General features: G+C 63.9%; 16 protein-coding genes. 6 read left to right on the forward strand and 10 right to left on the reverse strand.

Annotated features, from left to right (window positions below; translation table 11 throughout):
• Nucleotides 1-7: 7 nt before the first annotated feature.
• The 3 genes from J8I29_RS18865 to J8I29_RS18875 all read right to left on the reverse strand — a co-directional run bounded on the left by J8I29_RS18865 (nucleotide 8) and on the right by J8I29_RS18875 (nucleotide 2,783).
• Complete coding sequence (locus J8I29_RS18865) at nucleotides 8-457, reverse strand: group II truncated hemoglobin (RefSeq protein WP_209432850.1); 450 nt, start codon at nucleotides 455-457, stop codon at nucleotides 8-10.
• A gap of 86 nt (nucleotides 458-543) precedes the next feature.
• Nucleotides 544-1,965 carry an APC family permease gene (locus J8I29_RS18870; RefSeq protein WP_245197143.1) on the reverse strand — a complete coding sequence of 474 codons (1,422 nt, stop codon included), beginning with the start codon at nucleotides 1,963-1,965 and terminating at the stop codon, nucleotides 544-546.
• A gap of 152 nt (nucleotides 1,966-2,117) precedes the next feature.
• Nucleotides 2,118-2,783: an O-methyltransferase gene (locus J8I29_RS18875; RefSeq protein ID WP_209432851.1), complete on the reverse strand. Its 666-nt coding sequence runs from the start codon at nucleotides 2,781-2,783 to the stop codon at nucleotides 2,118-2,120.
• Between the two features lie 91 nt (nucleotides 2,784-2,874).
• Here J8I29_RS18875 and J8I29_RS18880 point away from each other — a divergent pair, with 91 nt between their 5' ends.
• Nucleotides 2,875-3,513, forward strand: coding sequence for a TetR family transcriptional regulator (locus J8I29_RS18880; protein ID WP_209432952.1), 639 nt, complete (start codon nucleotides 2,875-2,877; stop codon nucleotides 3,511-3,513).
• A gap of 94 nt (nucleotides 3,514-3,607) precedes the next feature.
• The gene (locus J8I29_RS18885; RefSeq protein WP_209432852.1) at nucleotides 3,608-4,066 is read left to right on the forward strand and encodes a GNAT family N-acetyltransferase; all 459 of its coding nucleotides are present in this window, start codon (nucleotides 3,608-3,610) and stop codon (nucleotides 4,064-4,066) included.
• A gap of 165 nt (nucleotides 4,067-4,231) precedes the next feature.
• Here J8I29_RS18885 and msrA read toward each other — a convergent pair whose 3' ends face one another.
• Nucleotides 4,232-4,933 (reverse strand): peptide-methionine (S)-S-oxide reductase MsrA, encoded by a 702-nt coding sequence (gene msrA / locus J8I29_RS18890; RefSeq protein ID WP_245197145.1) that lies wholly within the window; start codon nucleotides 4,931-4,933, stop codon nucleotides 4,232-4,234.
• Nucleotides 4,934-5,041: 108 nt separating this feature from the next.
• A complete protein-coding gene (locus J8I29_RS18895) occupies nucleotides 5,042-5,455 on the reverse strand; it encodes a MarR family transcriptional regulator (RefSeq protein ID WP_105864922.1) in 414 nt (137 codons plus the stop codon).
• A 120-nt stretch (nucleotides 5,456-5,575) separates the two neighbouring features.
• Between J8I29_RS18895 and J8I29_RS18900 the strand changes: the two genes are divergently transcribed.
• Entirely contained in the window at nucleotides 5,576-7,411 is a 1,836-nt protein-coding gene (locus J8I29_RS18900) for a chloride channel protein (protein ID WP_209432853.1), read from the forward strand.
• A 159-nt stretch (nucleotides 7,412-7,570) separates the two neighbouring features.
• Here J8I29_RS18900 and J8I29_RS18905 read toward each other — a convergent pair whose 3' ends face one another.
• From J8I29_RS18905 to J8I29_RS18920, 4 genes are all read right to left on the reverse strand, one after another.
• Nucleotides 7,571-8,941, reverse strand: coding sequence for a glutamine synthetase family protein (locus tag J8I29_RS18905; RefSeq protein ID WP_209432854.1), 1,371 nt, complete (start codon nucleotides 8,939-8,941; stop codon nucleotides 7,571-7,573).
• 59 nt (nucleotides 8,942-9,000) lie between these two features.
• On the reverse strand, nucleotides 9,001-9,879 hold the full coding sequence (locus J8I29_RS18910) for an FkbM family methyltransferase (protein WP_209432855.1): 879 nt from the start codon (nucleotides 9,877-9,879) through the stop codon (nucleotides 9,001-9,003).
• Between the two features lie 57 nt (nucleotides 9,880-9,936).
• Entirely contained in the window at nucleotides 9,937-10,716 is a 780-nt protein-coding gene (locus tag J8I29_RS18915) for a hypothetical protein (protein ID WP_209432856.1), read from the reverse strand.
• Between the two features lie 148 nt (nucleotides 10,717-10,864).
• Nucleotides 10,865-11,656, reverse strand: coding sequence for a hypothetical protein (locus J8I29_RS18920; protein WP_209432857.1), 792 nt, complete (start codon nucleotides 11,654-11,656; stop codon nucleotides 10,865-10,867).
• A gap of 233 nt (nucleotides 11,657-11,889) precedes the next feature.
• On the opposite strand from J8I29_RS18920, the gene J8I29_RS18925 reads away from it, so the two are divergent.
• Both J8I29_RS18925 and J8I29_RS18930 read left to right on the forward strand, forming a co-directional pair.
• Complete coding sequence (locus J8I29_RS18925; protein WP_209432858.1) at nucleotides 11,890-12,594, forward strand: hypothetical protein; 705 nt, start codon at nucleotides 11,890-11,892, stop codon at nucleotides 12,592-12,594.
• A gap of 1,076 nt (nucleotides 12,595-13,670) precedes the next feature.
• Entirely contained in the window at nucleotides 13,671-23,570 is a 9,900-nt protein-coding gene (locus J8I29_RS18930) for a hypothetical protein (RefSeq protein WP_209432859.1), read from the forward strand.
• Between the two features lie 65 nt (nucleotides 23,571-23,635).
• On the opposite strand, the gene J8I29_RS18935 is transcribed toward J8I29_RS18930, so the two are convergent.
• Nucleotides 23,636-24,157, reverse strand: a complete 522-nt coding sequence (locus tag J8I29_RS18935) for a MarR family winged helix-turn-helix transcriptional regulator (protein WP_105864927.1) — start codon at nucleotides 24,155-24,157, stop codon at nucleotides 23,636-23,638.
• Between the two features lie 80 nt (nucleotides 24,158-24,237).
• Between J8I29_RS18935 and J8I29_RS18940 the strand changes: the two genes are divergently transcribed.
• Complete coding sequence (locus tag J8I29_RS18940; RefSeq protein ID WP_105864928.1) at nucleotides 24,238-24,969, forward strand: thioredoxin family protein; 732 nt, start codon at nucleotides 24,238-24,240, stop codon at nucleotides 24,967-24,969.
• Nucleotides 24,970-25,039 lie beyond the last annotated feature (70 nt).

The raw sequence follows: 25,039 nt of genomic DNA on the forward strand, positions 1-25,039 counted from the left end.
CTTTGCTCTAGGACCGAGTCGAAACCGTTCGATCGGCAGCTCCCTCGCTGCGATTGCGCAGAGGATTGACGTCGTGCACCAGGTGGGCCGCCGTGGTCAGCGCCTTCATCGCCCTCTTCTTGACCTCCGGCGGCAAGCCGGCCTGGTCGAACGCCTTGTCCATCGAGCGGATCCAGATGTCGCGGGTCTCGGCGGTAACAGGCACGTGGGCGTGGACGGCGCGGACGTCCGAATGCCCGTGAAACTCGACATAAAGCCGCGGGCCCCCGAAGAAACCCATCAGGAAGTGGGTCTGCTCGACCCGCGAATGGGCGACGCCATGGCCGTCGAGATGCAGCACGTGGAGTGCGGCAGCCGCAGGATCCTGCTCGACGATGTCGTAAAACAAATCGACAAGCCGGGAGATGCCTTCTTCACCGCCCAATTGCTGATAGACGGAGGGAAGCTGCTGTTGCATCGTTTCGGCCCGTCGAGCGCTGCATGGTTGTCGCATGGTGAAGGCAATGTGCCGGCTCGGCAATCTGCCATCGAGTCGCGGCGGGTTCAGTTGACCGGCCCGTCGCCGCCGATATTGCCCATGTCCGGTTCGGCCCGCCGTGTGCCGGTGGCGCGGTTGACGAAGATCGTGACAAGCCAGAGCATGATGCCGACGCCGATCAGGATGCCCGCGATCTGGTATTGTACGGGGTCGCGGCCGGTCCAGGGTCCCGTCAGGAAGGCGCAGCACAAGGCGCCGACCACCGGCAGGAACGTGGGCGTTCGGAAATGGCTATGCTGCACCTGGTCGCGGCGCAGCACGAGAACTGCGACATTGACGATGGTGAACACCGCCAGCAACAGCAGTGCCGTGGTACCGCCCAGCGCCGGCACTTCGCCGACGAAGGTGATGAGTGCGAAGGCGAGCAGGGTGGTGAAGGCGATCGCGACATAGGGGGTGCGCCGGCTGGCATGAACCTTGCCGAGCATCGGCGGCAGCACATGCTCTCGGCTCATGCCATAGACAAGGCGGCTTGCCATCAGCATGTTGATCAGCGCGCTGTTGGCGACCGCGAACATGGTGATGAAGCCGAAGATCCCCAGGGGGAAATTGGGCGCGCCGGCCTGCACCACCTTGAGGAGGGGCGTCTCGCCCTCGCCAAGTTGCTCGGGTGGCACCAGGGTGATGGCCGAGATCGACACCAGCACATAGATGACGCCGGTGATGAGCAGCCCCGCGAGCAGGACGATGGGGAAATGGCGGGTGGGATTCTTGCATTCCTCGGCCATGTTGACCGAGTCCTCGAAGCCGACCATGGCGAAGAAGGCGAGCGTGGTGGCCGCGATGATGGGCCAGACCACGCTGCCCTCCGCGGCCGTCTTGAATTCGAAGGCCCTGGAGACGTCGCCCTGTCCGGCGCCGATCGCCCACAGCCCGATCACGATGATGATCAGCAGGCCGGTGAGTTCCACGCAGGTGAGTATGACATTCGCCTTCACACTCTCGCCGACGCCGCGGAAATTGACGGCGGCGCAGACGGCCATGAACAGCAGGCCGACGGCGGTGATGCCGACACCGGTGAGGTTGAGCCCGAAGGCGCCCGACAGGTTGGCGGCAAAGGCGCGCGAGGCGGTGGAGGCGGAGGTGATGCCCGAGCACATGACCGCGAAGGCGACGATGAAGGTGATGAAATGGATGCCGAAGGCCTTGTGGGTGTAGAGCGCGGCCCCGGCGGCCTTGGGATATTTGGTCACCAGCTCGAGATAGCTGAAGGCGGTGACCACCGCGACCGCGAAGGCCACCACGAAGGGCAGCCAGACCACGCCGCCGACCTGCTTGGCTACCTGACCCGTCAGGGCATAGATGCCGGTGCCGAGAATGTCGCCGACGATGAAGAGCAGGAGGAGCCAGGGGCCCATCACCCTGTGCAGGCTTGGTTCCACGGGATGTGCAGGTGCCGGACCGGCATTCGCGGTAACGTCGGACATCTGTCGATACCTCCAGCTGCAGGGGGATTGCCCACAAAAAACCAATCAACCGCCGGAGGGCACGAAACGTTCCTTCACACCGAAGCTGCCCGGCTCGCTCTCGATCCGGCGAGGAGATTTTCGATCCCCGCCTGGCAGCCATGGGAATGGGTTCAGCCGATCCGCATCGAGAGCTCGACCTCCTCGCCGAAGGGCGTCGACAGATAGCCCCGGGCCGGCGAGCGCACGCGGGCGAGGTAATCGGGGCTGTAGTCGGCATTGTCGGCGACGATGAGGGCGCCAGGCCTGAGCCGGCTCTCCACCAGATCGAGGATATCGGGATAGAGGGCCTTGGCGCCGTCGAGCAGGACGAGATCGATCGACTCGGGCAGGTCGGTAGCCAGCGTGCGCAGCGCATCTCCCTCCCGGATCTCGACCAGATCGAGAACGCCGCCGGCGGCGAGGTTCTGCCGGGCCCGTTCCAGCTTGGAGGGCTCGAACTCGCTGGTGATCAGGCATCCGCCGCCATTGTCCCGCAGTGCCGCGGCCAGATGCAGGGTCGAGATGCCGAACGAGGTTCCGAATTCGATGATCGTGCGGGCCCGGCAACTGCGTGCCAGCATGTAGAGCAGCAGGCCGGTTTCGCGCGAGACGGCGAGCGGCAGGTCCTTCAGCCGGCCATAAAGGTCGCGATATTCGGTCTTGCTGCGCATCAGGCGCTCGCGTTCCGGGCCGGAGAGCTCGGCCACGGCGGGGATCTCCGCCGGCGAGGTGGCATCGGCTTCTTCGAACAGGCGATCCAGCAGGAGCGCAAGCGGGGCGGTGGTCAGGGTGGTCATGGCAGACTCCGGTTGGGAAAACGCATTCTTGCGCCGGACTAGAAATACGAATAATTCGTCGTATTCACTATTCGCATTGCCGTGCACGCCGATGACAGACCGTCGAAGCTCTTCTGTTTCCTCGCGAAAACAGCCCCGGCAGGCCCGCTCCACCGAGCTGGTCGCCGCGATCCTGGAGGCTGCCATTCAGGTTTTGCGCAAGGAAGGCGCCCAGCGCTTCACCACCGCGCGGGTGGCTGAAAAGGCCGGCGTCAGCGTCGGCTCGCTCTATCAGTATTTCCCCAACAAGGCCTCGATCCTGTTTCGGCTGCAGAGCGACGAATGGCGGCAGACCAGCGCGTTGCTGCGCGACATCCTGCAGGATGGCGGCAAGCCGCCGTTCGAAAGGCTGCGCATTCTCGTCCATGCCTTCATCCACTCGGAATGCGACGAGGCGGCGGTGCGCGTGGCTCTCGACGATGCCGCGCCGCTCTACCGCGATGCTCCCGAGGCGGAGGCGGCCAAGGCAGCGGGAGAGGGCATCATTGAGGCCTTCATGCGGGAAGCCCTGCCGAAGGCCTCGGAAACGAGCCGAACCTTGGCCGGCGATTTGATCAGCGCGACCCTGCGTGCGGTGGGCAAGCAGTTTTCGGAAAGCGCTCGGACGCCGGCCGAGATCGAGGCCTATTCAGATGCGATGGCCGATATGCTGTGCGCCTATCTCGAACGCCTTGATGCGAGGAAAGACTGACGGCTGAATGGGGGCCGCGCCCCTAGGAAGAAGTCCTTGTCGTCCGGTACCGATTGAGCGATTGCTTGTGCGACCGCCCCTTGCGAATTTCCTCATGAATCTCCGCCGCGCCACCAGAACCGAAATCCCTGCAATCACCGCCCTGCAACAGGCTGCCTATGCCCCCTTGAAACAGCGCATCGGCATGGCCCTGCCGCCGCATGACGCCGATTTCGCCGCCCTGTTCGAGACGATGGAGATCTGGGTGTCCGGCCCGTCCGAGGCGCCGGAGGCGGCCCTCATCATCGAGCCGAAACCCGATCACCTGCTGATCTGGAGCCTCGCCGTGGCGCCCGCGTTCAAGGGTCTCCGTTTGGGTTCGGGCCTGCTCGATTTTGCCGAGGACCGGGCCCGGCGGGAGGGCCATGGGCTCGTGCGGCTCTACACCAATGAGCGTTTCACCGAGAATGTCGCCTGGTATCGGCGGCGCGGCTACGCCATCGAGCGGATCGAAGAGCGTCCTGACCGCCGTATCGTGCATTTCAGCCGCGAGGTGGCAGGTGCCACGGCTTAGGGACTGTTCAAGAACAAGCGCGCTGTCATTCCGGCCGAGCTTCTCGTGATCGAAGCGAGAGAGGGCGAGGGCCGAGAAACAGTGCATTCATGGCTTCTGGATTGCTTCGCTTCGCTCGCAATGACGGCCGAACAACGCCATTACGACTGTCATGTTAGATAAGCCTCACCGGCCGGCCACCAAGACCGGGTCGCTGCGATAGGCAGCCGGGAAGAGCTGCCGCAGCGCGGTGACCTTGGGCAGGTCGTTGATGACGATATAGGGCTGGGTCGGATGGCGGGTCAGGTAATCCTGGTGGTAGGCTTCCGCCGGAAAGAAGCCCTGCAGCGGCGCGATGCGCGTCACGATCGGGCGGGCGAAGGAATGTGCGCCGTTGAGCTGGCTGACATAGGCGGCGGCGATGCGGGCCTGTTCCGCGCTGGTGGTGAAGATCTGCGAGCGATATTGCGTGCCGCTGTCGGGACCCTGCCGGTTGAGCTGGGTGGGATCATGCGCCACCGAGAAATAGATCTGCAGGATCTGGCCATAGGAGATCTGGCGAGGGTCGAAGCGGATGCGCACCGCCTCGGCATGGCCGGTGGATCCAGTCGAGACGGTTTCGTAGCTGGCGGTGTCGGCCGTGCCGCCGGCATAGCCCGAAACCGCCGAGGTGACGCCTTTCACGTGCTGGAACACACCCTGCACGCCCCAGAAGCAGCCGCCTGCCAGCACGGCCGTGTCGGTGCCTGCCGTCGATCGGCTGTCGAGGCCGGGAGCGGCAACCCTGTGTGGCGATTCTTCTGCATTCGAAGCCGAAAACCACAGGCCTGTGCCCAGGCTCGCCGTGAGGGCCGCCGCCATGATCAGAATGCCGCGCCGGTTCATCATCGTCCTCCATCCGTCGGATTGTCGATGATTATACGGGCGGGGAGGGCAGCTTCGTTACGCTTCACACCGATTTGAGGAGGGCGTCAGCGCCCGATGCCGGCAGTGTGATCAGCCGCGGAAAGCGGCCAGCAAGGCCGAAAGCGCCGGGCCGATGGCCGCCAATTCCTTCATGTGGGTTTCCGACAGGGCCTGAAGCCTCTGCCTGCCGGCCGCTGTGAGGCGCACCAGGACGCGACGTCCGTCCGCCGGATCGGCCATGCGCTCGACCAGGCCGAGCTTGGCGAGACGGTCGACCAGTTCGACCACGCTATGGTGACGCAGGATCAGGATCTCCGCCAACTCGCCGATGGAAAGCGCGCCATCCTGCGACAGGCCGGCGATGGCGAGCAGCGCCTGGTGCTGCTGAGCAGTCAGTCCGGCGGCACCGGCCGCCGCTTCGCTGAAGACCAGGAATTTGCGCAAGGCGTGCCGGAACCGCGCCAGGGCGGCGTAGTCAGGGTCTTGCTGCCGCTCGGGGTCCATGGTTCCGCGATTCTCCTGTCTGCTGCATTCTCTACGAAAATCCGTTGACTTGCGCAAAATATATCGTATTGCGATATAAAAATCAGGCAGGTCGCTGCCCGACAGATGGATATCGACGACATGACGACTTCGACTCTGGGCACGCCCGGGCAGGACGCCGAGGCGGGGATCCGCGAATTGCCGGCGCGCCTGGGCGACTTCACCACGGATCGGCGGGTGATCCTGCTGATGGCGATCGCCGTCTTCGTCGGCACGGCCGGCGTCGGCGCGGCCTTCGTGCTGCTGCGCCTGATCACCCTGTGCACCAACATCGCCTATTACGGCCGATTTTCCCTGGAGAACCTGCCGATCTCCGCTACGCCGCTGGGCTGGAGCGCCGTGTTCGTGCCGGTGGTCGGCTGCCTGATCATCGGCCTGATGGCGCGCTACGGCTCGGAGAAGATCCGCGGCCACGGCATTCCCGAGGCGATGGAGGCGATCCTGATCGGCAAGAGCCGGATCAATCCCAAGGTCGCGGTGCTGAAGCCGCTCTCCTCGGCGATCTCGATCGGCTCCGGCGGTCCCTTCGGGGCCGAGGGTCCGATCATCATGACCGGCGGTGCCATCGGCTCGCTCGTCGCGCAGATGATCCGTCTCAGCGCCAATGAGCGCAAAGCCTTGCTGGTCGCCGGTGCCGCAGCCGGCATGACGGCGGTGTTCGGCACGCCGATCGCCGCCGTGCTGCTGGCGATCGAGCTCCTGCTGTTCGAATGGAAGCCGCGCAGCTTCCTGCCGGTGGTGGTCGCCGCGTCGGTGGCGGCGGCCGAGCGCAGCCTGCTGCTCGATCCCACCCCCCTGTTCGGCTTCACCGGCCATATGGCACTGACCTTCCCCGGTTTCCTTGGTTGGGTGGTGATGGGTATCGTCGCCGGGCTGGGCTCCGGGATCCTCACCGCCATGGTCTATGCCAGCGAGGATTTCTTCCACCGCCTGCCGCTGCATTGGATGTGGTGGCCCCTGTTCGGGGGCCTCGCCATCGGTATCGGAGGCCTGTTCGACCCGAGCGCGCTCGGGGTGGGCTACGATAATATCCGCCATCTCCTCTCGGGGGAGATGGCCGTCAAGGCGGTGCTGCTGCTCCTGGTCGTCAAGGCGCTGATCTGGTCCATCTCGCTCGGCTCGGGTACCTCCGGCGGCGTCCTGGCGCCGCTGATGATGCTGGGCGGCGCCCTCGGCACCCTGGCTGGCCTGGTCCTGCCGCAGGCCGATCCCGGCTTCTGGGCTCTGCTCGGCATGGCGGCGATGATGGGCGGCACCATGCGCGCGCCGCTGACGGCGACTTTGTTCGCGGTGGAGCTCACCGGCAATCTCGGCGTGCTCCTGCCCCTGCTCGCCGCCTGCGGCATGGCCTATGCCACCACCGTGCTGACCATGAAGCGTTCCATCCTCACCGAGAAGATCGCCCGCCGCGGCCATCACATCTCGGGCGAATACCATACCGATCCGTTCGATCTTGCCCGCGTGGCCGATCTGATGGTGCGCGAGGTCGACACGCTGCCCGCAACGATGACGGTGGCGCGGGCCATCGCCTTCTTCACCAGCGGCGAGCCCTGTCACAAGAGCTATCCGGTCGTCGATGCCGAGCGGCGGGTGGTCGGTATGGTCTCGCGCGCCAATATCCTCGACTGGTCGGTGCATGCCTCGGAGGATGACGACATCCAGTCTCTGTCACTGGAAGAGATTCTCGAGGGGCAGGAACTCGAGGTCGGCTATGCCGACGAACTGGCCGGCGCGCTCGCCGATCGCATGGCCATCGCCGATATCGGCCGGGTGCCGGTGCTCGATCGTCAGAGCGGCAGCCTGGTCGGCCTGATCGCCCGCAAGGACCTGCTGCAGGTCAGGGCCCACAGGCGCGCCGAGGAACACGACCGCGGCGTGATGATCCGGCTGCGCGCCCGCGGCGCGCGCGGGATCTGAGCTCGGCTGCAAGGTTCGACCCGCTTGACGTCATTGCGAGCGAAGCGAAGCAATCCAGGGGCCGTAAACTCTATGCCTCCAGGCCCGCTGGATTGCTTCGCTTCGCTCGCAACGACGAGTCAGCCCTATCCCCAGTATGACCGTTCCCGGGAAGGATCGTCAGAAGAACAGGTCGTACTCCCGCGGGCTCAGCACCGAGAGGAAATCCTCGTGCTGGCCATGGACCAGATGGGCGTAGGTCTCCAGATAGCGCTTGGAGAAATACTCCTTCAGCACGCTTGCCCGTGCCAGCCGGCGGGCCGCCTCGAAGACATCGGCCGGCAGTCCGGGGTCGCGCGTGAAGCCGGCATGCTTGCCGACCACCGGCGCATCCGGTTCGAGCTTTCGGACGATGCCGTAATGGGCGGCGGCGAGGATGGCCGCCAGCACCAGATAGGGGTTGGCGTCGGCGCCGGCGACGCGGTGCTCGATCCGCCGCCCCGCTCCCTTGTCGGTGGGGATGCGCAGGGCGACGGTGCGATTGTCCTCGCCCCATTTGCGGTTGACCGGAGCGAACAGCCCGCCGAAGCGGCGGAAGGAATTGTGGTTGGGTGCGAAGAAGGCGAGCGACTCGGGCATCAGCCGCTGCATGCCGGCGATGGCGTGGCGGATCAGCTGCTCGCCGGTCGCCGGATCGGCGAAGAGATTGCGGCCGTCGGCGTCGCACAGGCTGACATGCACATGCAGGCCCGACCCGGCTTCGTCCTCATAGGGCTTGGCCATGAAAGTGGCGTCCCAGCCCTCGGCACGCGCGGTGCCGCGGATCAGGCGCTTGAGCAGGATGGCATGATCGCCGGCCAGCACGGCGTCATCGGTGTGGTGCAGGTTGGTCTCGAACTGGGCGACGCCCATCTCGGCGATGATGCTGCCCATCGGTACATTCTGCGCCCGTGCCGCGTCGTCCGCCCTGGCCGACCACAGCGCCACTTCCTCCAGCGTCAGCACGGAGAGATTGGTGGGCGGGCCGAGCGGGCGGCCGGTGCGCTTGAGGATCGGCGGGCGGATGCGGCCGTCGGCCTCCCGCGTGCCGTCGGTGAGGAAGAACTCGTATTCGCAGGCGACGGTAGGATGGAGCCCGTCGGCGGCGAGCCGTGCGAGGATGGCCTTGAGCAAATGGCGGGGATCCGTCCAGAGCGGCTCGCCCGAGACGGCGTAGGCGATGTCCAGCATGACCTGCGCCGTCGGCACGGCCGCCCAGGGCATCGGCTTCAGCGTGCCCGGGATCGGCACGCCCTTGGCATCGGGATCGCCGTCGTCCCAGCCGATGCCGCCGGAGCCATAGCCGTCATGTCGGGCATCGAGCACATAAGGGGCAGCGGAAAACCCCATGCCGGAGCGATAGAGGCTGTCGATCTCTTCGATCGGCAGTCGTTTGCCGAAGCCATAGCCGGTCAAGTCGGGCGTGAAGGCTTCGATGAAGCGGGTATCGGGATGGGCGGCAAGAAAGGCGGCGACTTCGGGGTGACGGGAAGCGCTGGTATCGGCGGGCATGGGGAGGGGTCTCGCTGGTGCTTCACAGAACGCGCCCGCCGCTGCGCCGTCAAGCCCCCTCAGCTTCCGGTCGAAGGCCGGACCGTTTCCAGCAGGGCGGTGTAACGGGCCAGCGCATCCTGCGGCAGGGCGCCGCGCCGGCTGAGCAGGTCGATGCAACGCCCGCACAATTCGACGCTGCCATACAGATATTGGGCCAGGAGGCACAGATGCTTGAGCTGTTCGTCGGTCATGGCATCGGGATCGACGAAATCCCGGACATAGACGATATCGGCCTCCAGGAGCTGGTTGGTGGCCGGCGTCCAGCTCTCCGGCCTCGCATAGGGCGCCATCGGGCTGAACTTCACCGCCTTGAAGCAATGCGGCACGAACCCCTGCGAGCGCAGCTCCATGTCGATCTCCCCGAAGGCCGGCTGGTTCTCATAGAGCGTGACGAAGGAGATCTCGGTCTGGATGACTACCGCCGGGCGCAGTTTTTCGCGGCCGTGGCGGAATACGGCGAGCTCGGCGCCCTGCACGTCGATCTTGAGCATGTCGATTTCCGGCAGGACCGAGAGATCGTCGAGGCGCGTCGTGCGCACGGGAATGCGGCCGATCACCTCGGCATTGGGCTTGAAATAGGAAAACACCTCCAGTGCGGCCTGGCGCGGGGTGAGCAGGCTGCTCCAGCCCGAATAGGCACAGAGATTGAGATAGGCCTCGCCGCCGTCGCCGATGGCATGGGGCAGATAGTTCTCGTGCGGCCCCTTGGCCGCTTCCAGCCTGGCCAGTGCCTCGGCCTGCGGCTCGAAGCCGGTGAGCCGGGCGAGGCCTGCCGTCAGCATGGATTTGTAGGGAGGTTCGCCATCGATGGGATTGGCGCCGATGTCGACGATATGGGTGCGGCGTGCCGGGCGCAGCAGCTCGACCAGGGGCGCCGTCATGGCTTGGTCCGACATTCACGCTCCTCGGCAGAGTTTCTGCAAAATGTCCGTATCTGCAGTGTCGGCCCGGCCCTACCAATGCCCCTGCTGTTTCAGGCTGGTCTCGACATCGCCGACATAATTATACTGGCCCAGATGCTGCAGCTTGGACTGGGAATCGACCCAGACCTTGCCGCCGATGTCGCGCCAGCGCCGGCAGAACGCATAGTCTTCCGACAGATAGCGCCCGGAATCGGGATCGACCATGCAGTCGAAGAACAGCCAGTGCAGCGGCTTGAGCGGATTGTTCGGCGGGCCGTCCGGCGTATAGTTGAGATGGGGATAGGCCTGCATCAGCTTGGGGAAGACATGGCGCTTGATCACCATGAAGCCGGTGGGCGCTTCCGAGACCTCGATGAAACCTTCATCATCGACATGCCGGCTGATCGGCGTCTTGCCGTGATCGACCGGATTGAAGGCATAACGGGCATAGCGGATTTCCATCTCCTCCTTGCTGAGGCCGCCCGGCAGGGTCTCAGGCCAGGTCAGTGCCTTGATCGGATAGACACCGCCCGCCACATCGCGATCGGCCAGCAGCAGGCGGACCACCTGCTGGGTGGTGAAGGAAATGTCGGAGTCGATCCAGAACAGATGCGTAAAGGATTCGTCCTGCATGAATTTCAGCACGACCATGTTGCGCCCGCGCGTGATCAGGCTCTCCGAATGCATGTGCAGCACGGTCTTGAGGCCGAGCTGCGACGCATCGCAGGCCAGGCTGTACATGCTGACCACATAATTCATGCTGACGGCTGAGATGTAGCAGGGCGTTGCGAACAACACCTTCATCGACTGGAGGGCTGAGATATCGAGCATGACCTGCTTTTCTATTGAGGCCTGACAGGCGCCGGAAAGCGAGGAGAGCGGCGCGTCCGGCGATTAGAGCAGGTTGCAAATGCGAATCAAGCCATTCCCTTCCGTCATGCACAGCCGGTCTGCGGGACGCCTGCCGGTGCTCCCCGGCTCATTTCGGAGCCGGGGCCGTCGGCAGGATCTCCGAGCTTGGCGGCGTGGCCGGCGTGGCATGCGGCACGATGGCGCCGGGCACCGGAATCGGTCCGGGTGCCGGCACGGGTGCCGGTGACGGCGGCGTTTGGGCGACCGGCAGGGGACCGAAGCTGGAATCGACGGAGACGGCGATGCAGGTCTTGTTCACGCCCGGCAGCAGGAAGATGCGCTTGCCGTTGCGGTCGATCATGATCTGGGTGTTGAGGATCGGGATCGGGCTGGCGCCGGTCGAGCGCATGTAGTTCTGCGCCGTGGCGCAGTCGCTGGCGAGCGGAAAGACCTGCACCGTCACCCCGTCGCAGCTGCCTGACGGCGTCGGCGTGGCGATGATGGCGGCCAGGCCGTTAGCCGGCGTCACTTCCGGCCGGTCGATGACAGCGACGCTCTGGAACACATGCTGCTTGGGATCCTGGCGGTTCCAGCCCGACTGCACGTCGTATTTGCTGTTGAGGGCACCGCGCGACATCTGATCGACCAGGTCGGTACATTGCCGCGCGAGCTCCAGCTTACGGGCCTGCTGGGTGGGCAGAGGCGGCTCCGGCAGCACGACGGGGGCAGAAGAGGCGGCGGGCGGCTTGGCCTGTGCTGGCTTGCCGGATGCCGGCTTGGCCGGTTTCTTTCCTGCCGGCTTGCCCTTGCCGGCGGCATTGGGCGCCGGCTGGTCCCGCGCCAGCACCGGCGTCGGCGCAATCGTTCCGAAGCCGCCTGCGGCCAGGGCGAGGAGAAGGTAACCGACGCGAGCGCGCATTGTTTCTTCCGTAACGTTTTTGAGCCGAGCAACACCGCGGTGGTGCTATGGTATTCGATCATCTGATGCTGCCACATGTATCGGGTCTGCGCAGGCGTGGATAGATTGAAACTTGCGAGGTGACAGGGCCGGGGAAATCTGTGACACCTTCGCATCGCGCTATTTTCAACGAGGCCTGGATCCCTATGATACTTCCTCCATCGCAGAGCAAACCGACCCGGCGGAGGCGCCTCATGCCTACAATGGGTCGAGGCAGCGTGCTTGCCTTCGTGTTTGCGAGCGGCCTTGTTCTGCCGGCTATGGCCCAGCAGCAGCCTGCGCCCGCTCCGGGCGCGCCGGCTCCCGCAAATGCTGCGCCCGCCGGCCCGCAGCCGATGAATCTCGATTCCAAAACGGTGCTGATGCTGGTGCGCTCCACCCTGATCGCGCTCGACCAGGCCAACAAGACCGGCAATTATTCGGTGCTGCGCGATCTCGGTTCGGCTGGCTTCCAGCGCGAGAACAGCGATGCCAAATTGGCCGAGATCTTTGCCGGTCAGCGCAAGGCGGGGCTCGATCTTGCTGCGGCCCTGGTGCTCGAGCCCACGATCACGCTCTCCCCTCAGGTGGAGAAGAGCGGGCTGCTCCATCTTGCCGGCTACTTTCCGGTGAAGGGCGACACGAAGCTGACCTTCGAACTGCTTTTCCAGGGCGGCGATCGGCGCTTGCTCGTCGACGGGATCAGCGTCAACATCGCGCAGGCTGGTTCGACACCGGGCGCTGGCGGGTCGAATGCCACGCAGATCCCAGTGCCGGCGGCACCGGCAGCCGAAGCGCCCGCCGCGCCCGCGCCGGCGGCAGCCCCCGGAGCCAAGCCCGAGGCCAAGCCGAAACCCAAGCCAAAACCCAAGCCCAAGCCGAAACCCGAACCGAAGCCCGAGCCTGCTCCGGCCCAGTAGTTTTCGGCGGCATTCACCTTGCCGGGCGGCCTTCGGGGCCGCCCCTTCCTTTTGACGGCAAGCCCGTGCCGGGCGAAATCTCGCCGCCATGCCTGTTCTCGAGCAAAACGCATTCATGACCGGACGCGCTTTGCTCCAGCGCCTTGTTTCGACGCGTCTTTGCGGCTCCCGGGGACTCCGTCAAATCGCAAAACGCTATCGTGCCTGGCGACGGGGCTGGTGCTGAGAGGGCCTCCGCAGCATCCCCGTCAGCGGCTCAGTGCGCGGGATCTGGCACCACGGTTGCCGGGGGCCGGACGTTTCGCGTGGCAGCCGGAAAAGCCGCAGGAGCGACCCGGGGCAGGGCGTGTCACCAGATTTTTTTTGCTTGTTGCGCGCGCGCAACAGCGCCTTCGACGAGGGTATGAAAGTGTGCGGCGTAACCCCTTTGGATTAAGGGGGGCCTCCAGGTTGTAGCCGCCTTTTCTCGCCTATTTCGCTGAGCATTCCCGGCCACCATGGTGATCTAACGGCATCATGGTTGTAAAATATAAATTCAGTCATTGATCTTTGGTCGTTCAGCAGAAAACTTATCTTTGTTGGCTTTTGCTGGAAAACAATAGCATTGTCTCTCTCGGATTTGTAAATCGATTTATGGATATATTTATAACAGGCTCGAGTAAATATACTTCGGAAATTTTATTCAAGTTTGGATTTCTTTGAAGAAATATTGAGGCAGATATTCTAGCTTGTAGCACTTTAGGATTAGAAGAAATTAAGCCAACGCGAATTTTGTTTGCGTATCATTCTCCGAATTTTCGAAAAAGAGGTAGAAATATACTAACAATTCGTTTTCTAAGTATATTTACACATCGGAAGAATCGTGGGTATTAACCACGAATGCGTTGGATTATGCCAACCTGACGCTACGGCTTCTGGCGCACCCAAAGAGGTACGCCGGGTCGGGGGATCAAGTATTCGAAACAAGAATCGCCGCCCGGAAACCGGGAATCCCTAGGTCAACTGCTATCAAAGCCTTCTTCGGTGAGGGGCGGCTTTGCCTGCAAGACGCGACGTTTATGACGAGCCGGGGTCCCATGCCGAACCAAGACACTATCGATCTCGCCAAGCGCGCCCATCGCAGCCTGCGCCGGCGTATCCATGCACTCCTGCGCATGGCCCATCGTGTGATGGGTATGAAGGACAAGCGGCTCGGCGTCGGTTCGTTGACGGCGGGTGGAGGCGTGTCGTGCCGGATATCCGCCGCAGTGCAGGCCTCCGGCGGCCTGGTGAACGGCCACTACAAAGTCCTCCTCGCCTCAACCGCATTGGCATTGCTCGGGGTGGTCGGCCTGAGCCCGGACAAGGCCTGGGCACAGTTGAGCTGCAGCACGGTCAATACCGCCATAGGCTCGATTCCGGCACAAAACACCATGCGGTGTTCCCCGAGCACCGGTCAGGCTCTCCAGATCATCGCAAACCAGGATGGTGCTCAGGGAGCGACGCCCGAGGATCTGGTCCTGGGCGGCGGCGGCAACAACGGTACGTCCGGAATCTCCCAGTTCTTCCGCGGCGGCATCGATAACAGCAACAATGTCTTTGTCCAGATCGGAGACCCGAGCCGCCAGGGCTCTCGGTTCAATGTCTATGCCAACCAGATGGCGATCGGCATGGGCGCCGTCGCCATTCAGAATACGTTTGCCATTGGGGTGAACTCCAATGCTTCGGGCGCGACGGCCGAAGCCATGGGATACAACGCCAATGCCAGCGGCTCCAATGCCATTGCGGTTGGAACCAATACGCAGGCTATCGGCGCCAATGCCATTGCCGTGGGGGTGGGATCCCTCGCCAATGGCCTCAACGCGGTCGCCATTGCGCGTGGCTCGCAGGCCATGTCTGATGGAGACGTGGCGATAGGCCAGGGTGCCTATGCCAATGGTGCCAACGCCACCGGCACCGGCTTCGGCACGGTGGCGCTCGGCGCCAGCGCCGTCGCCAAGAACACGGCCGGCGGTATTACCGCCGGTGTTGCTATCGGTGGTTTCGCCAATGCAACCTCCACCGCGACCAACGGATCCTCGCCCGTCGCCATCGGCCCGAGCGCCAATGCCTCGGGTACCGGCTCGCAGGTGGCGATCGGCGATCAGGCCAAGGCCACCGGCAAGAACGCGGTCGGCATCGGCGGCAATGCCTTTTCCACCGGCACGGCAGCGACCGGTGACTATTCGGTTGCTATCGGTGCCGGCACGCAGGCCGGCGGCCTGAATTCGCTGGCTTTCGGCGGCAATGTTGGCGGCGGCGCCAATGCGGCTGCCGCCAATTCGATCGCCATCGGCGCTCAATCGCTGGTCGCCGCCGCGGCGAGTTCCGGCATCGCCATCGGCCGCGGCGCCGCGGTGAATGGTGCCAACGGCATCGCCATGGGCGATGGCACCATCAGTGGCTCGACCGGCCAAAACGTCGCCATCGGCTCTGGCGGGACGATCGCCAATTCCACCACGGCTACGGGAACGGCCGTTGCCATTGGCGGCGGCCAGAAGGCAACCGGCGATGGCGCCGTGGCGATCGGCGATCCGAATGTTTCGAACGGCACCGGTGCCGTCGCGGTCGGCGCGAACAACACAGCCGCCGGCAATGCTGCCGGTACCGCGGCTGCGGCCGGCGCCGTCGCCATCGGCAATGCCAATTTTGCTGTCGGCCAGGGCTCGGTTTCACTGGGCAATCAGTCCAATGCCGCCGCGGCCGGTGCCCTCGCCTTCGGCGACAAGGCCACGGGCGCCGCCACCAATGCAGTCGCGCTCGGCTCGGGTTCGAACGCGGGCAATGCCAATGACGTCGCGCTCGGCGCCGGTTCGACCACGGCCGCCGTGGTCAACACGCCGAGCGGCACGATCAACGGCACGAGCTATGCCTATGCCGGCAATGCCGCCAACTCGACGGTCAGCATCGGCTCGTCCGGCAAGGAGAGAACCCTCACCAATCTCGCGGCCGGGCGTATCAGCGCCACCTCCACCGATGCGGTGAACGGTTCGCAGCTCTTCGCCACGAACCAGGCGGTGAACGCGATCGGCACGTCGGTGACCACGATCGGCAACAACGTCAACAATCTCGGCAATTCGACCGCCAGCAATCTCGGCGGCGGCTCGACCTACAATCCCGCGACGGGCACGGTGAGTGCGCCGAGCTACACGATCGGCGGCGCCACCTACAACAATGTCGGCAACGCCTTCAACGCGGTGAACACCAGCGTGACGGCGCTGCAGACCGATGCGCTGCAGTGGAACAAGACGCTCGGCGCCTATGATGCCAGCCATGGCAGCGGTTCGCCGCAGAAGATCACCAACGTCGCCAATGGCGCGGTGACTTCGACCTCCACCGATGCCGTCAACGGCCAGCAGCTCTATGACGTGCAGCAGACCGCGAGCAAGGGCTGGAACGCCAATACGGGCACGGTTGCCGGCAGCACGGGCACGGCATCGGGCAGCGCGCTGACCAATATCGCGCCCGGCGGCACCGTGACCTACCAGGCCGGCAACAACATCGCGATCACGCAGACCGGCAACACCATCGCCATCGCCACGTCGATGACGCCGACCTTCACCAGCGTCACGGCCGGCAATTCCAAGCTCGACACCACCGGGCTCACGATCACGGGCGGGCCGAGCGTGACGACGGCCGGCATCAACGCCGCGAGCAAGTCGATCACCAATGTGGCCAATGGTGTCGCCGCCACCGACGCCGTCAATCTGAGCCAGCTCAACACTGTCTCCACCTCGGTGACGGCGCTCGGCAACAACCTCAACAATCTGGGTAACACCACGGCCTCCACTCTTGGCGGTGGAACGACCTTCAACACCACGACCGGCACGCTGTCGGGCTTCAGCCAGAACATCAATCCGATCAGCAACACCGGTGCGGTCGGCGCGGCTGCCACGCAGACGACCGTCGCCGGTGCGCTGACCCAGTTGAACACCAATACCTCCAATCTGGCCAACATCGCGGTCAAATACGATGCTCCCGGCGGCAACAAGATCACGCTGGGCGCCACGGGCGGTGCGGGAGCGCCGGCCGGTGGCGTGACGATCACCAACCTGGCCAATGGCGCGGTGACGGCGTCTTCGACCGATGCCGTCAATGGCTCGCAGCTCCTCGCCGTGCAGCAGACAGCCAATAAGGGCTGGAATCTCTCCACCAACAAGGGCGCGACGACGAGCAATATCGCGCCGGGCGGCACGGTGGATCTCAACAATTCCGACGGCAATGTGGTGATCACGCAGGCCGGTCCGAACGCCACCTTCAACCTGGCGAGCAATCTCGCCATTGCCAGCAGCATCACGGTCGGCAATTCCAAGCTCGACACCACCGGGCTCACCATCACGGGCGGGCCGAGCGTGACGACGGCCGGCATCAATGCGGCGAGCAAGTCGATCACCAATGTGGCCAATGGGGTCGCCGCCACTGACGCCGTCAATCTCAGTCAGCTCAACACTGTCTCGACGTCGGTGACGACGGTTGGGAACAACCTCAACAATCTGGGTAACACCACGGCCTCCACTCTTGGCGGCGGCACGACCTATGACCCCAATACCGGTACGCTCTCGGGCTTCAGCCAGAACGTCACGGCGATCGATGGCAAGGGCAATGTCGGAGCGACCAAGGGCTATACCACGGTGGCGGGCGCACTGACGCAGCTCGACACCAACACCACCAACCTCGCCAATGCCGCGGTGAAGTATGACGACCCGGCAGTAAAGGACAGAATCACGCTCGGCAATGCCGGTACGCCGGTGACCATCGGCAATGTCGCCAATGGCGTGGCCGCCAACGACGCGGTCAACGTCAGCCAGCTGCAGGCGGTGGGCGCCAATGCCAATGCCGGCTGGAATCTATCGACCGGCGGGAACACGGCAGGCAAGAGCAATATCGGCCCCGGCGGCACGGTGGATCTGAGCAACACCGACGGCAATATCGTCATCGCTCATACGGGTCCGAATGCCACCTTCAACCTTGCGAGCAATCTCAATATTGCCAACAGCATCACGGTCGGCAATTCCAAGCTCGACACCACCGGGCTCACCATCACGGGCGGGCCGAGCGTGACGACGGCCGGCATCAATGCCGCCAGCAAATCGATCACCAATGTCGCGGCCGGCACCAACGCCACCGATGCGGTCAATCTGAGCCAGTTGAACACCGTCTCAACGTCGGTGACCACGATCGGCAACAACATCAACAATCTCGGCAATTCGACCGCCAGCAATCTTGGCGGCGGCTCGACCTACAATCCCGCGACGGGCACGGTGAGCGCGCCGAGCTACACGATCGGCGGCACCACCTACAACAATGTCGGCAACGCGTTCAACGCGGTGAACACCAGCGTGACGGCGCTGCAGACCGATGCGCTGCAGTGGAACAAGACGCTCGGCGCCTACGATGCCAGTCATGGCAGCGGTTCGCCGCAGAAGATCACCAACGTCGCCAATGGCGCGGTGACTTCGACCTCCACCGATGCCGTCAACGGCCAGCAGCTCTATGACGTGCAGCAGACCGCGAGCAAGGGCTGGAACGCCAATACGGGCACGGTTGCCGGCAGCACGGGCACGGCATCGGGCAGCGCGCTGACCAATATCGCGCCCGGCGGCACCGTGACCTACCAGGCCGGCAACAACATCGCGATCACGCAGACCGGCAACACCATCGCCATCGCCACGTCGATGACGCCGACCTTCACCAGCGTCACGGCCGGCAATTCCAAGCTCGATACCACCGGGCTCACGATCACGGGCGGCCCGAGCGTGACCACGGCCGGCATCGACGCCGGCGGCAAGGCGATCACCAATGTCGCCGCCGGCACCAACGCCACCGATGCGGTCAATTTGAGCCAGTTGAACACCGTCTCGACGTCGGTCACGACGATCGGCAACAACGTCAACAATCTCGGCAATTCGACCGCCTCCACCATCGGCGGCGGCACGACGTTCGATACCGGAACGGGTACGCTCTCGGGCTTCAGCCAGAACGTCACGGCGATCGATGGCAAGGGCAATGCGGCGGCTTCCGCCACGAACTTCACCACGGTGGCGGGTGCGTTGACGCAGCTCGACACCAACACCACCAACCTCGCCAATGTCGCGGTGAAGTATGACGATCCGGCGGTGAAGGACAGGATCACCCTCGGCAATGCCGGTACGCCGGTGACCATCGGCAATGTCGCCAATGGCGTGGCGGCCAATGACGCGGTCAATGTCAGCCAGCTCGATGCGGTCAGCCAGACCGCGAGCAAGGGCTGGACCCTTTCCACCAACAAGGGTGCGACCACCAGCAAGGTGGCGCCGGGCGATACGGTCGATCTCAGCAACACCGACGGCAATGTCGTGATCGGCCAATCCGGTACGAACGCGACCTTCGATCTCGCCTCCAATGTGAAGATCGCCAACAGCCTGTCCATCGGCGCGGTAACGATCGACACAACCAGCGTGGTGGTGGGCGCTTCCAAGCTCGACGCCACGGGTCTCGTCATCAATGGCGGCCCGAGCGTCACCACGGCCGGAGTCGATGGCGGTGGCAAGAAGATCACCAACGTCGCCAACGGGGACGTCACGGCGACCTCGACCGATGCGATCAATGGCTCGCAGCTCTTCGCCGTGGTCGGCAATGCCACGGCCAATGCGGTGCAGTATGACGACGCCACCAGGACCAAGATCACCCTCGGCGGCGCCGGTGCGACGCAACCGACCCAGATCACCAATCTCGCCAATGGCGCGGTAGCGGCCGGTTCGACCGACGCGGTGAACGGCTCGCAGCTCTATGACGTGCAGCAGACGGCCAATAAGGGCTGGAACCTGACCGCCAACGGCGCCGATTCTTCCAATGTCGCGCCGGGCGACACGGTTGACCTCAACAATACCGACGGCAACCTCGCCATCACCAAGACCGGCAACGCCGTCACCTTCAACCTGTCCAAGGACATCGCCGTCGATAGCGTCACGACCGGCAATTCCACGCTCGACACCACGGGCCTCACCATCGCAGGCGGGCCGAGCGTGACGACAGCCGGTATCGATGCCGGCGGCAAGGCGATCACCAATGTCGCCACCGGCACCAACGCGACCGATGCGGTCAATCTGAGCCAGTTGAACACCGTCTCGACCTCGGTCACGACGATCGGCAATAACGTCAACAATCTCGGCAATTCGACGGCCTCGACGATCGGCGGCGGCTCGACCTACGATCCGAATACCGGCACGCTGTCCAGCTTCAACCAGGCCGTCACGGCGATCGACGCCAAGGGCAATGCCGCCGGCGCGCCGACCACCTACACCACCGTTGGCGGTGCGCTGACGCAGCTCGACACCAACACCACTAACCTTGCCAATGCCGCGGTGAAATATGACGACCCGGCGGTGAAGGACAAGATCACGCTGGGCGGCATCGGGGCGAGCGACCTCACCCTGATCACCAACCTCGCCAAGGGCAATATCGCCGCGGCGTCGACCGATGCGGTCAATGGCTCGCAGCTCTACGCGGTGTCGAATTCGGTCGCCGACAATCTCGGCGGTGGCTCGGCCGTCAATCCGGATGGCACGGTGAGCGCCCCCAGCTATGTGATTGGCGGCAACACCTACAACAACGTCGGCAATGCGCTCGGTGCCGTGGATACCAGCGTGACGGCGTTGCAGACAGACGCCCTGCAGTGGAACAGCACGCTGGGCGCCTATGATGCCAGCCATGGCAGCGGCTCGCCGCAGAAGATCTCGAATGTCGCCAACGGCGTTGCCGCCAATGACGCGGTCAATGTCAGCCAGCTGCAGGCGGTCGGCAACAATGCCAATGCCGGCTGGAATCTCTCGACCGGCGGCGACACGGCGAACAAGAGCAATGTCGGCCCCGGCGGCACGGTGGATCTGAGCAACACCGACGGCAATATCGTCATCGCCCATAACGGTGCGAACGCCACCTTCGACCTCGCCAAGAGCATCACGCTGGACAGCGTGACGGCAGGCGGCAACACGCTCGACGCCACCGGTCTGACGGTAGGCGGCACCACGGTGACGACGAACGGTCTGACCATCACAGGCGGACCAAGCGTGACGACGGCCGGCATCGATGCCGGCGGCAAGGCGATCACCAATGTGGCCGCCGGCACCAACGCCACCGATGCGGTCAATGTTGGCCAGCTCCAGGCTGTCGGCAACTCCGCCAACAATCTCGGCAATTCGACCGCCTCGACTTTGGGAGGCGGCACGACCTACGACCCGGTGACCGGCACGCTGTCCGGCTTCAGCCAGAATGTCACGGCGATCGACGGCAAGGGCAACGCGGCGGCGTCCGCCACCAATTTCACCACTGTGGCCGGGGCGCTGACGCAGCTCGATGCCAACACCACCAACCTCGCCAATGCCGCGGTGAAATATGACGACCCGGCGGTGAAGGACAGGATCACGCTCGGCAATGCCGGTACGCCGGTGACCATCGGCAATGTCGCGAACGGCGTGGCGGCCACCGACGCGGTCAATGTCAGCCAGCTGCAGGCGGTCGGCGCCAATGCCAATGCCGGCTGGAACCTCTCGACCGGCGGCGATACGGCGAACAAGAGCAATGTCGGTCCCGGCGGCACGGTGGATCTGAGCAACACCGACGGCAATATCGTCATCGCCCATAACGGTACGAACGCCACCTTCGACCTCGCCAAGAGCATCACGCTGGACAGCGTCACGGCAGGCGGCAACACGCTCGATGCCACCGGCCTGACGGTGGGCGGCACCACGGTGACGACGAATGGCCTCGTCATCACGGGCGGGCCGAGCGTGACCACGGCTGGCATCGATGCCGGCGGCAAGGCGATCACCAATGTCGCGGCCGGCACCAATGCCACCGATGCGGTCAATGTCGGCCAGCTGCAGGCTGTCGGCAACTCCGCCAACAATCTCGGCAACTCGGTTGCCAGCAGTCTCGGTGGCGGTTCGAGCTACGATCCGACCACCGGTACGGTGAGCGCGCCGAGCTACGTGATCGGTGGCACCGCCTACAACGATGTCGGCAATGCCTTCAACGCGGTGAATACCTCGGTGACGGCGCTGCAGACAGACGCGCTGCAATGGAATTCGACGCTCGGCGCTTATGACGCTAGCCATGGCAGCGGTTCGCCGCAGAAGATCACCAACGTCGCCAATGGCGACGTGTCGGCCACCTCGACCGATGCGATCACGGGCCAGCAGCTCTATGACGTGCAGCAAACGGCGAACAAGGGCTGGAACCTCAGCGCCAATGGCGCCAATTCGTCCAACGTGGCCCCGGGCGATACGGTTGACCTCAACAACACCGACGGCAATATCGCCATCGCCAAATCGGGCAACGCCGTCACCTTCAACCTTGCCAATGATGTCACCATCGTCAGCAGCCTGACGATCGGGGCCGCCAGGATCGACACCACCGGCTTGGTTATCGATGGTGGGCCGAGCGTTCTCATCAGCGGTATCGATGCTGGCAGCAAAACAATCACCAATGTCGCTGCCGGCACCAATGCCACCGATGCGGCGAATGTCGGCCAGTTGCAGACAGTGAGCAACGCCGCCAACAATCTCGGCAATTCTGTTGCCAGCAATCTCGGCGGCGGTTCGAGCTATGATCCGACCACCGGCACGGTGAGCGCGCCGAGCTACAATATCGGCGGCACCAGTTACAATAACGTGGGCAGTACGTTTACTGCGGTAAATACAAGTCTCACGGCACTGCAGACGGATGCTTTGCAGTGGAATTCAGCATTGGGGGCTTATGATGCCAGCCATGGCAGCGGCGCACCGCAGAAGATTTCCAATCTCGCGGCAGGCGTTGCTGACACCGATGCCGTGAACGTCCAGCAGCTCAACAATGTTGCAAGCACGGCTAATAAAGGCTGGAACCTCACTGCCAATGGCGCCGATTCATCGAATGTAGCGCCTGGCGGCACGGTGGATCTCAGCAACACCGACGGCAACATTGCCATCACCAAGACGGGCAATGATGTCACCTTCAATCTGTCCAAGAATATTACGGTTGATAGCGTGACGGCAGGCAATACCACGATCGATACGAACGGCTTGACTATCGCGGGTGGTCCGAGTGTGACGATCAATGGCATCGATGCTGGCGGCAAGAAGATCACCAATGTTGCCAATGGTACCGATGCCACTGATGCGGTAAATCTGAGTCAGCTCAACGCCGTCTCCGGCTCGGTGACGACGATCGGTAATAATCTGAACAATCTCGGCAATTCGACGGCGACCAATCTCGGCGGTGGGGCGACTTACGACTCCACGACAGGCAAGGTTAGCGCGCCGACCTATAACGTCTATGGCACCACGCAGAACAATGTCGGGGCAGCAATTACGGCGCTGCAGAGCAACTCGCCGGTCCAATATTCGAATCCAGATACGCCTACTATTCCTAATGGCAATGTCCCGACCAATAGTGTGACGCTCTTTGGTACGGGAGGGCCCGTGACGCTTAGCAATGTTGCGAATGGAGCGGTCAACGCCAGCTCGACACAAGCCATCAATGGTCAACAACTTTATGGTTCTGCACAATCAGTGGCGGCCGCGCTGGGCGGCAACACCACTGTCGATGACAAGGGGCAGCTCACGGGGACTTCTTACAAGTTGAGCACAGGCACATACAATGATGTCGGGAGCGCACTGACCGCCCTCGACAAGCGCTTCGACGGCATCGGTGGCAGCATCGCCAATCTGCAGAGCCAGGTTTCCAACAATCTCAAGGAAGCCCGCAAGGGCATCGCCTCGGCGATGGCCGCTTCGGCGCTGCGCTATGACGACAGGCCGGGCAAGGTCTCGGCGGCAGCCGGCATGGCAGTCTATCACCGCCAGGTCGGTATCGCTGCCGGTCTCGGCTGGACCTCGGAGGACGCCAAGTGGCGCGCCAACCTCGCTGGCACCTATTCGCCCGGCGGTCGCAAGCCCGACTTCGGCGTGATGGGTGGCCTGTCCTATACTTTCAACTGACGCGGAAGACGTCGGATCATCGCCCAACTCAGGCCCCGGAAACCGGGGCCTTTGCCTGTGCGGGTTCAGCCCAGCGCGGCGAGATCCTGCCTGAGGCGGATGACCTGGCCGTCCGCCAGGCTCGCTTCGAGCCGGGCATGGCTCTCCTGCCAGATCGGCGTGGCCCGCGCCAGAAGCGCCTGTCCCGCCTGCGTGAGCGCGAGCAGGCGAGAGCGCCTGTCCGCCGGGTCGCGCATCACCTGCACGAGGCCGCGGGCTTCGAGCCGCTTGAGGGCGGCGGTGAGAGTGGTGCGGTCCATGGCGAGCAGCGCCGCCACCGGCCCCATCGGCGGCGGGGCAGGGCGGTTGAGCGCCATCAGCAATGAAAACTGGCTGTTGGTCAGCCCGGCCGGGCGGAGGGCGTCGTCGAAACGGCGGGCCAGCATCCGCGCTGCCCTCTGGACGTGCAGGCACAGGCAGGTATCGCGCACGAGCAAGGTCGTGGCGAACGGAACAAGGGGGCCTTTTTCGCCCTCGGCGTCCGGCGGATCGACTTCATCGAGGCCCGGCTGGGGTGAAAAGCGCTGGTGGTCGACGCGTTTTGACATGTGCCGATAATGTTGATATCAACCTATTTAGTCAAGCAATCCAAAAATTGCAATCCAGGAGCTGCTGCAGGGAGGTCGATATGCCAGCCCACCAGATCGTGTCTCGGGAAGAATGGCTGACGGCGCGCAAGGCGTTGCTGATCAAGGAGAAGGAGGCGACACGGGCGCGTGACCGCTTGAATGCCGAGCGCATGGCACTGCCCTGGGTCAAGGTCGACAAGGCCTATCTGTTCGACACGCCCAACGGGCGGTGCACATTGGCCGAATTGTTCGAAGGCCGCAGCCAGCTGATCGTCTATCATTTCATGCTGGGGCCTGACTGGGATGCCGGCTGCACCGGCTGCTCCTTCCTGGCGGATCATCTCGACGGTGCGCTGGCCCATCTCAATCATCACGACGTCACGCTCACCGCCGTTTCGCGTGCGCCGCTGGCGAAGATCGAGGCTTACAAGGCGCGCATGGGTTGGCGCTTTCCGTGGGTGTCCGCCTTCGGCAGCGATTTCAATTTCGACTATCACGTCTCCTTCAGCCGGGAAGACCTGGCGGGTGAGGAGATCGTCTATAATTTCACCAGCCTGCCCAGCGCTCAGGGCCATGACGAACTGCCCGGTCTGAGTGCCTTCTACAGGGACGAGCAGGGCGAGGTGTTCCATACCTATTCGAGCTATGCCCGCGGTCCCGAGGAACTGATCGGTACCCTGATGATCCTCGACCGGGCTCCCAAGGGGCGGAACGAAGCTTCGACCATGGATTTCGTACGGCGGCACGACGAATATGAGGACAAGCCTGCCGCGCATGGCTGCTGCGGCTGACACCGATGGCCGGCGAGGCTGGCTGTACTCGGCCCGTCATGGTGCTGGCCTATCCTCCTCCACCGGGAAC

It is taken from the genome of Labrys sp. LIt4 (assembly GCF_017813775.1).
Taxonomy (GTDB): domain Bacteria; phylum Pseudomonadota; class Alphaproteobacteria; order Rhizobiales; family Labraceae; genus Labrys; species Labrys okinawensis_A.

Excerpts from the sequence above, each read along its gene's own strand:
- J8I29_RS18865 (WP_209432850.1), bottom strand. The coding sequence starts at position 457 with ATGCAACAGCAGCTTCCCTCCGTCTATCAGCAATTGGGCGGTGAAGAA.
- J8I29_RS18870 (WP_245197143.1), bottom strand. The coding sequence starts at position 1,965 with ATGTCCGACGTTACCGCGAATGCCGGTCCGGCACCTGCACATCCCGTG.
- J8I29_RS18875 (WP_209432851.1), bottom strand. The coding sequence starts at position 2,783 with ATGACCACCCTGACCACCGCCCCGCTTGCGCTCCTGCTGGATCGCCTG.
- J8I29_RS18880 (WP_209432952.1), top strand. The coding sequence starts at position 2,875 with ATGACAGACCGTCGAAGCTCTTCTGTTTCCTCGCGAAAACAGCCCCGG.
- J8I29_RS18885 (WP_209432852.1), top strand. The coding sequence starts at position 3,608 with ATGAATCTCCGCCGCGCCACCAGAACCGAAATCCCTGCAATCACCGCC.
- msrA (WP_245197145.1), bottom strand. The coding sequence starts at position 4,933 with ATGATGAACCGGCGCGGCATTCTGATCATGGCGGCGGCCCTCACGGCG.
- J8I29_RS18895 (WP_105864922.1), bottom strand. The coding sequence starts at position 5,455 with ATGGACCCCGAGCGGCAGCAAGACCCTGACTACGCCGCCCTGGCGCGG.
- J8I29_RS18900 (WP_209432853.1), top strand. The coding sequence starts at position 5,576 with ATGACGACTTCGACTCTGGGCACGCCCGGGCAGGACGCCGAGGCGGGG.
- J8I29_RS18905 (WP_209432854.1), bottom strand. The coding sequence starts at position 8,941 with ATGCCCGCCGATACCAGCGCTTCCCGTCACCCCGAAGTCGCCGCCTTT.
- J8I29_RS18910 (WP_209432855.1), bottom strand. The coding sequence starts at position 9,879 with ATGTCGGACCAAGCCATGACGGCGCCCCTGGTCGAGCTGCTGCGCCCG.
- J8I29_RS18915 (WP_209432856.1), bottom strand. The coding sequence starts at position 10,716 with ATGCTCGATATCTCAGCCCTCCAGTCGATGAAGGTGTTGTTCGCAACG.
- J8I29_RS18920 (WP_209432857.1), bottom strand. The coding sequence starts at position 11,656 with ATGCGCGCTCGCGTCGGTTACCTTCTCCTCGCCCTGGCCGCAGGCGGC.
- J8I29_RS18925 (WP_209432858.1), top strand. The coding sequence starts at position 11,890 with ATGCCTACAATGGGTCGAGGCAGCGTGCTTGCCTTCGTGTTTGCGAGC.
- J8I29_RS18930 (WP_209432859.1), top strand. The coding sequence starts at position 13,671 with ATGCCGAACCAAGACACTATCGATCTCGCCAAGCGCGCCCATCGCAGC.
- J8I29_RS18935 (WP_105864927.1), bottom strand. The coding sequence starts at position 24,157 with ATGTCAAAACGCGTCGACCACCAGCGCTTTTCACCCCAGCCGGGCCTC.
- J8I29_RS18940 (WP_105864928.1), top strand. The coding sequence starts at position 24,238 with ATGCCAGCCCACCAGATCGTGTCTCGGGAAGAATGGCTGACGGCGCGC.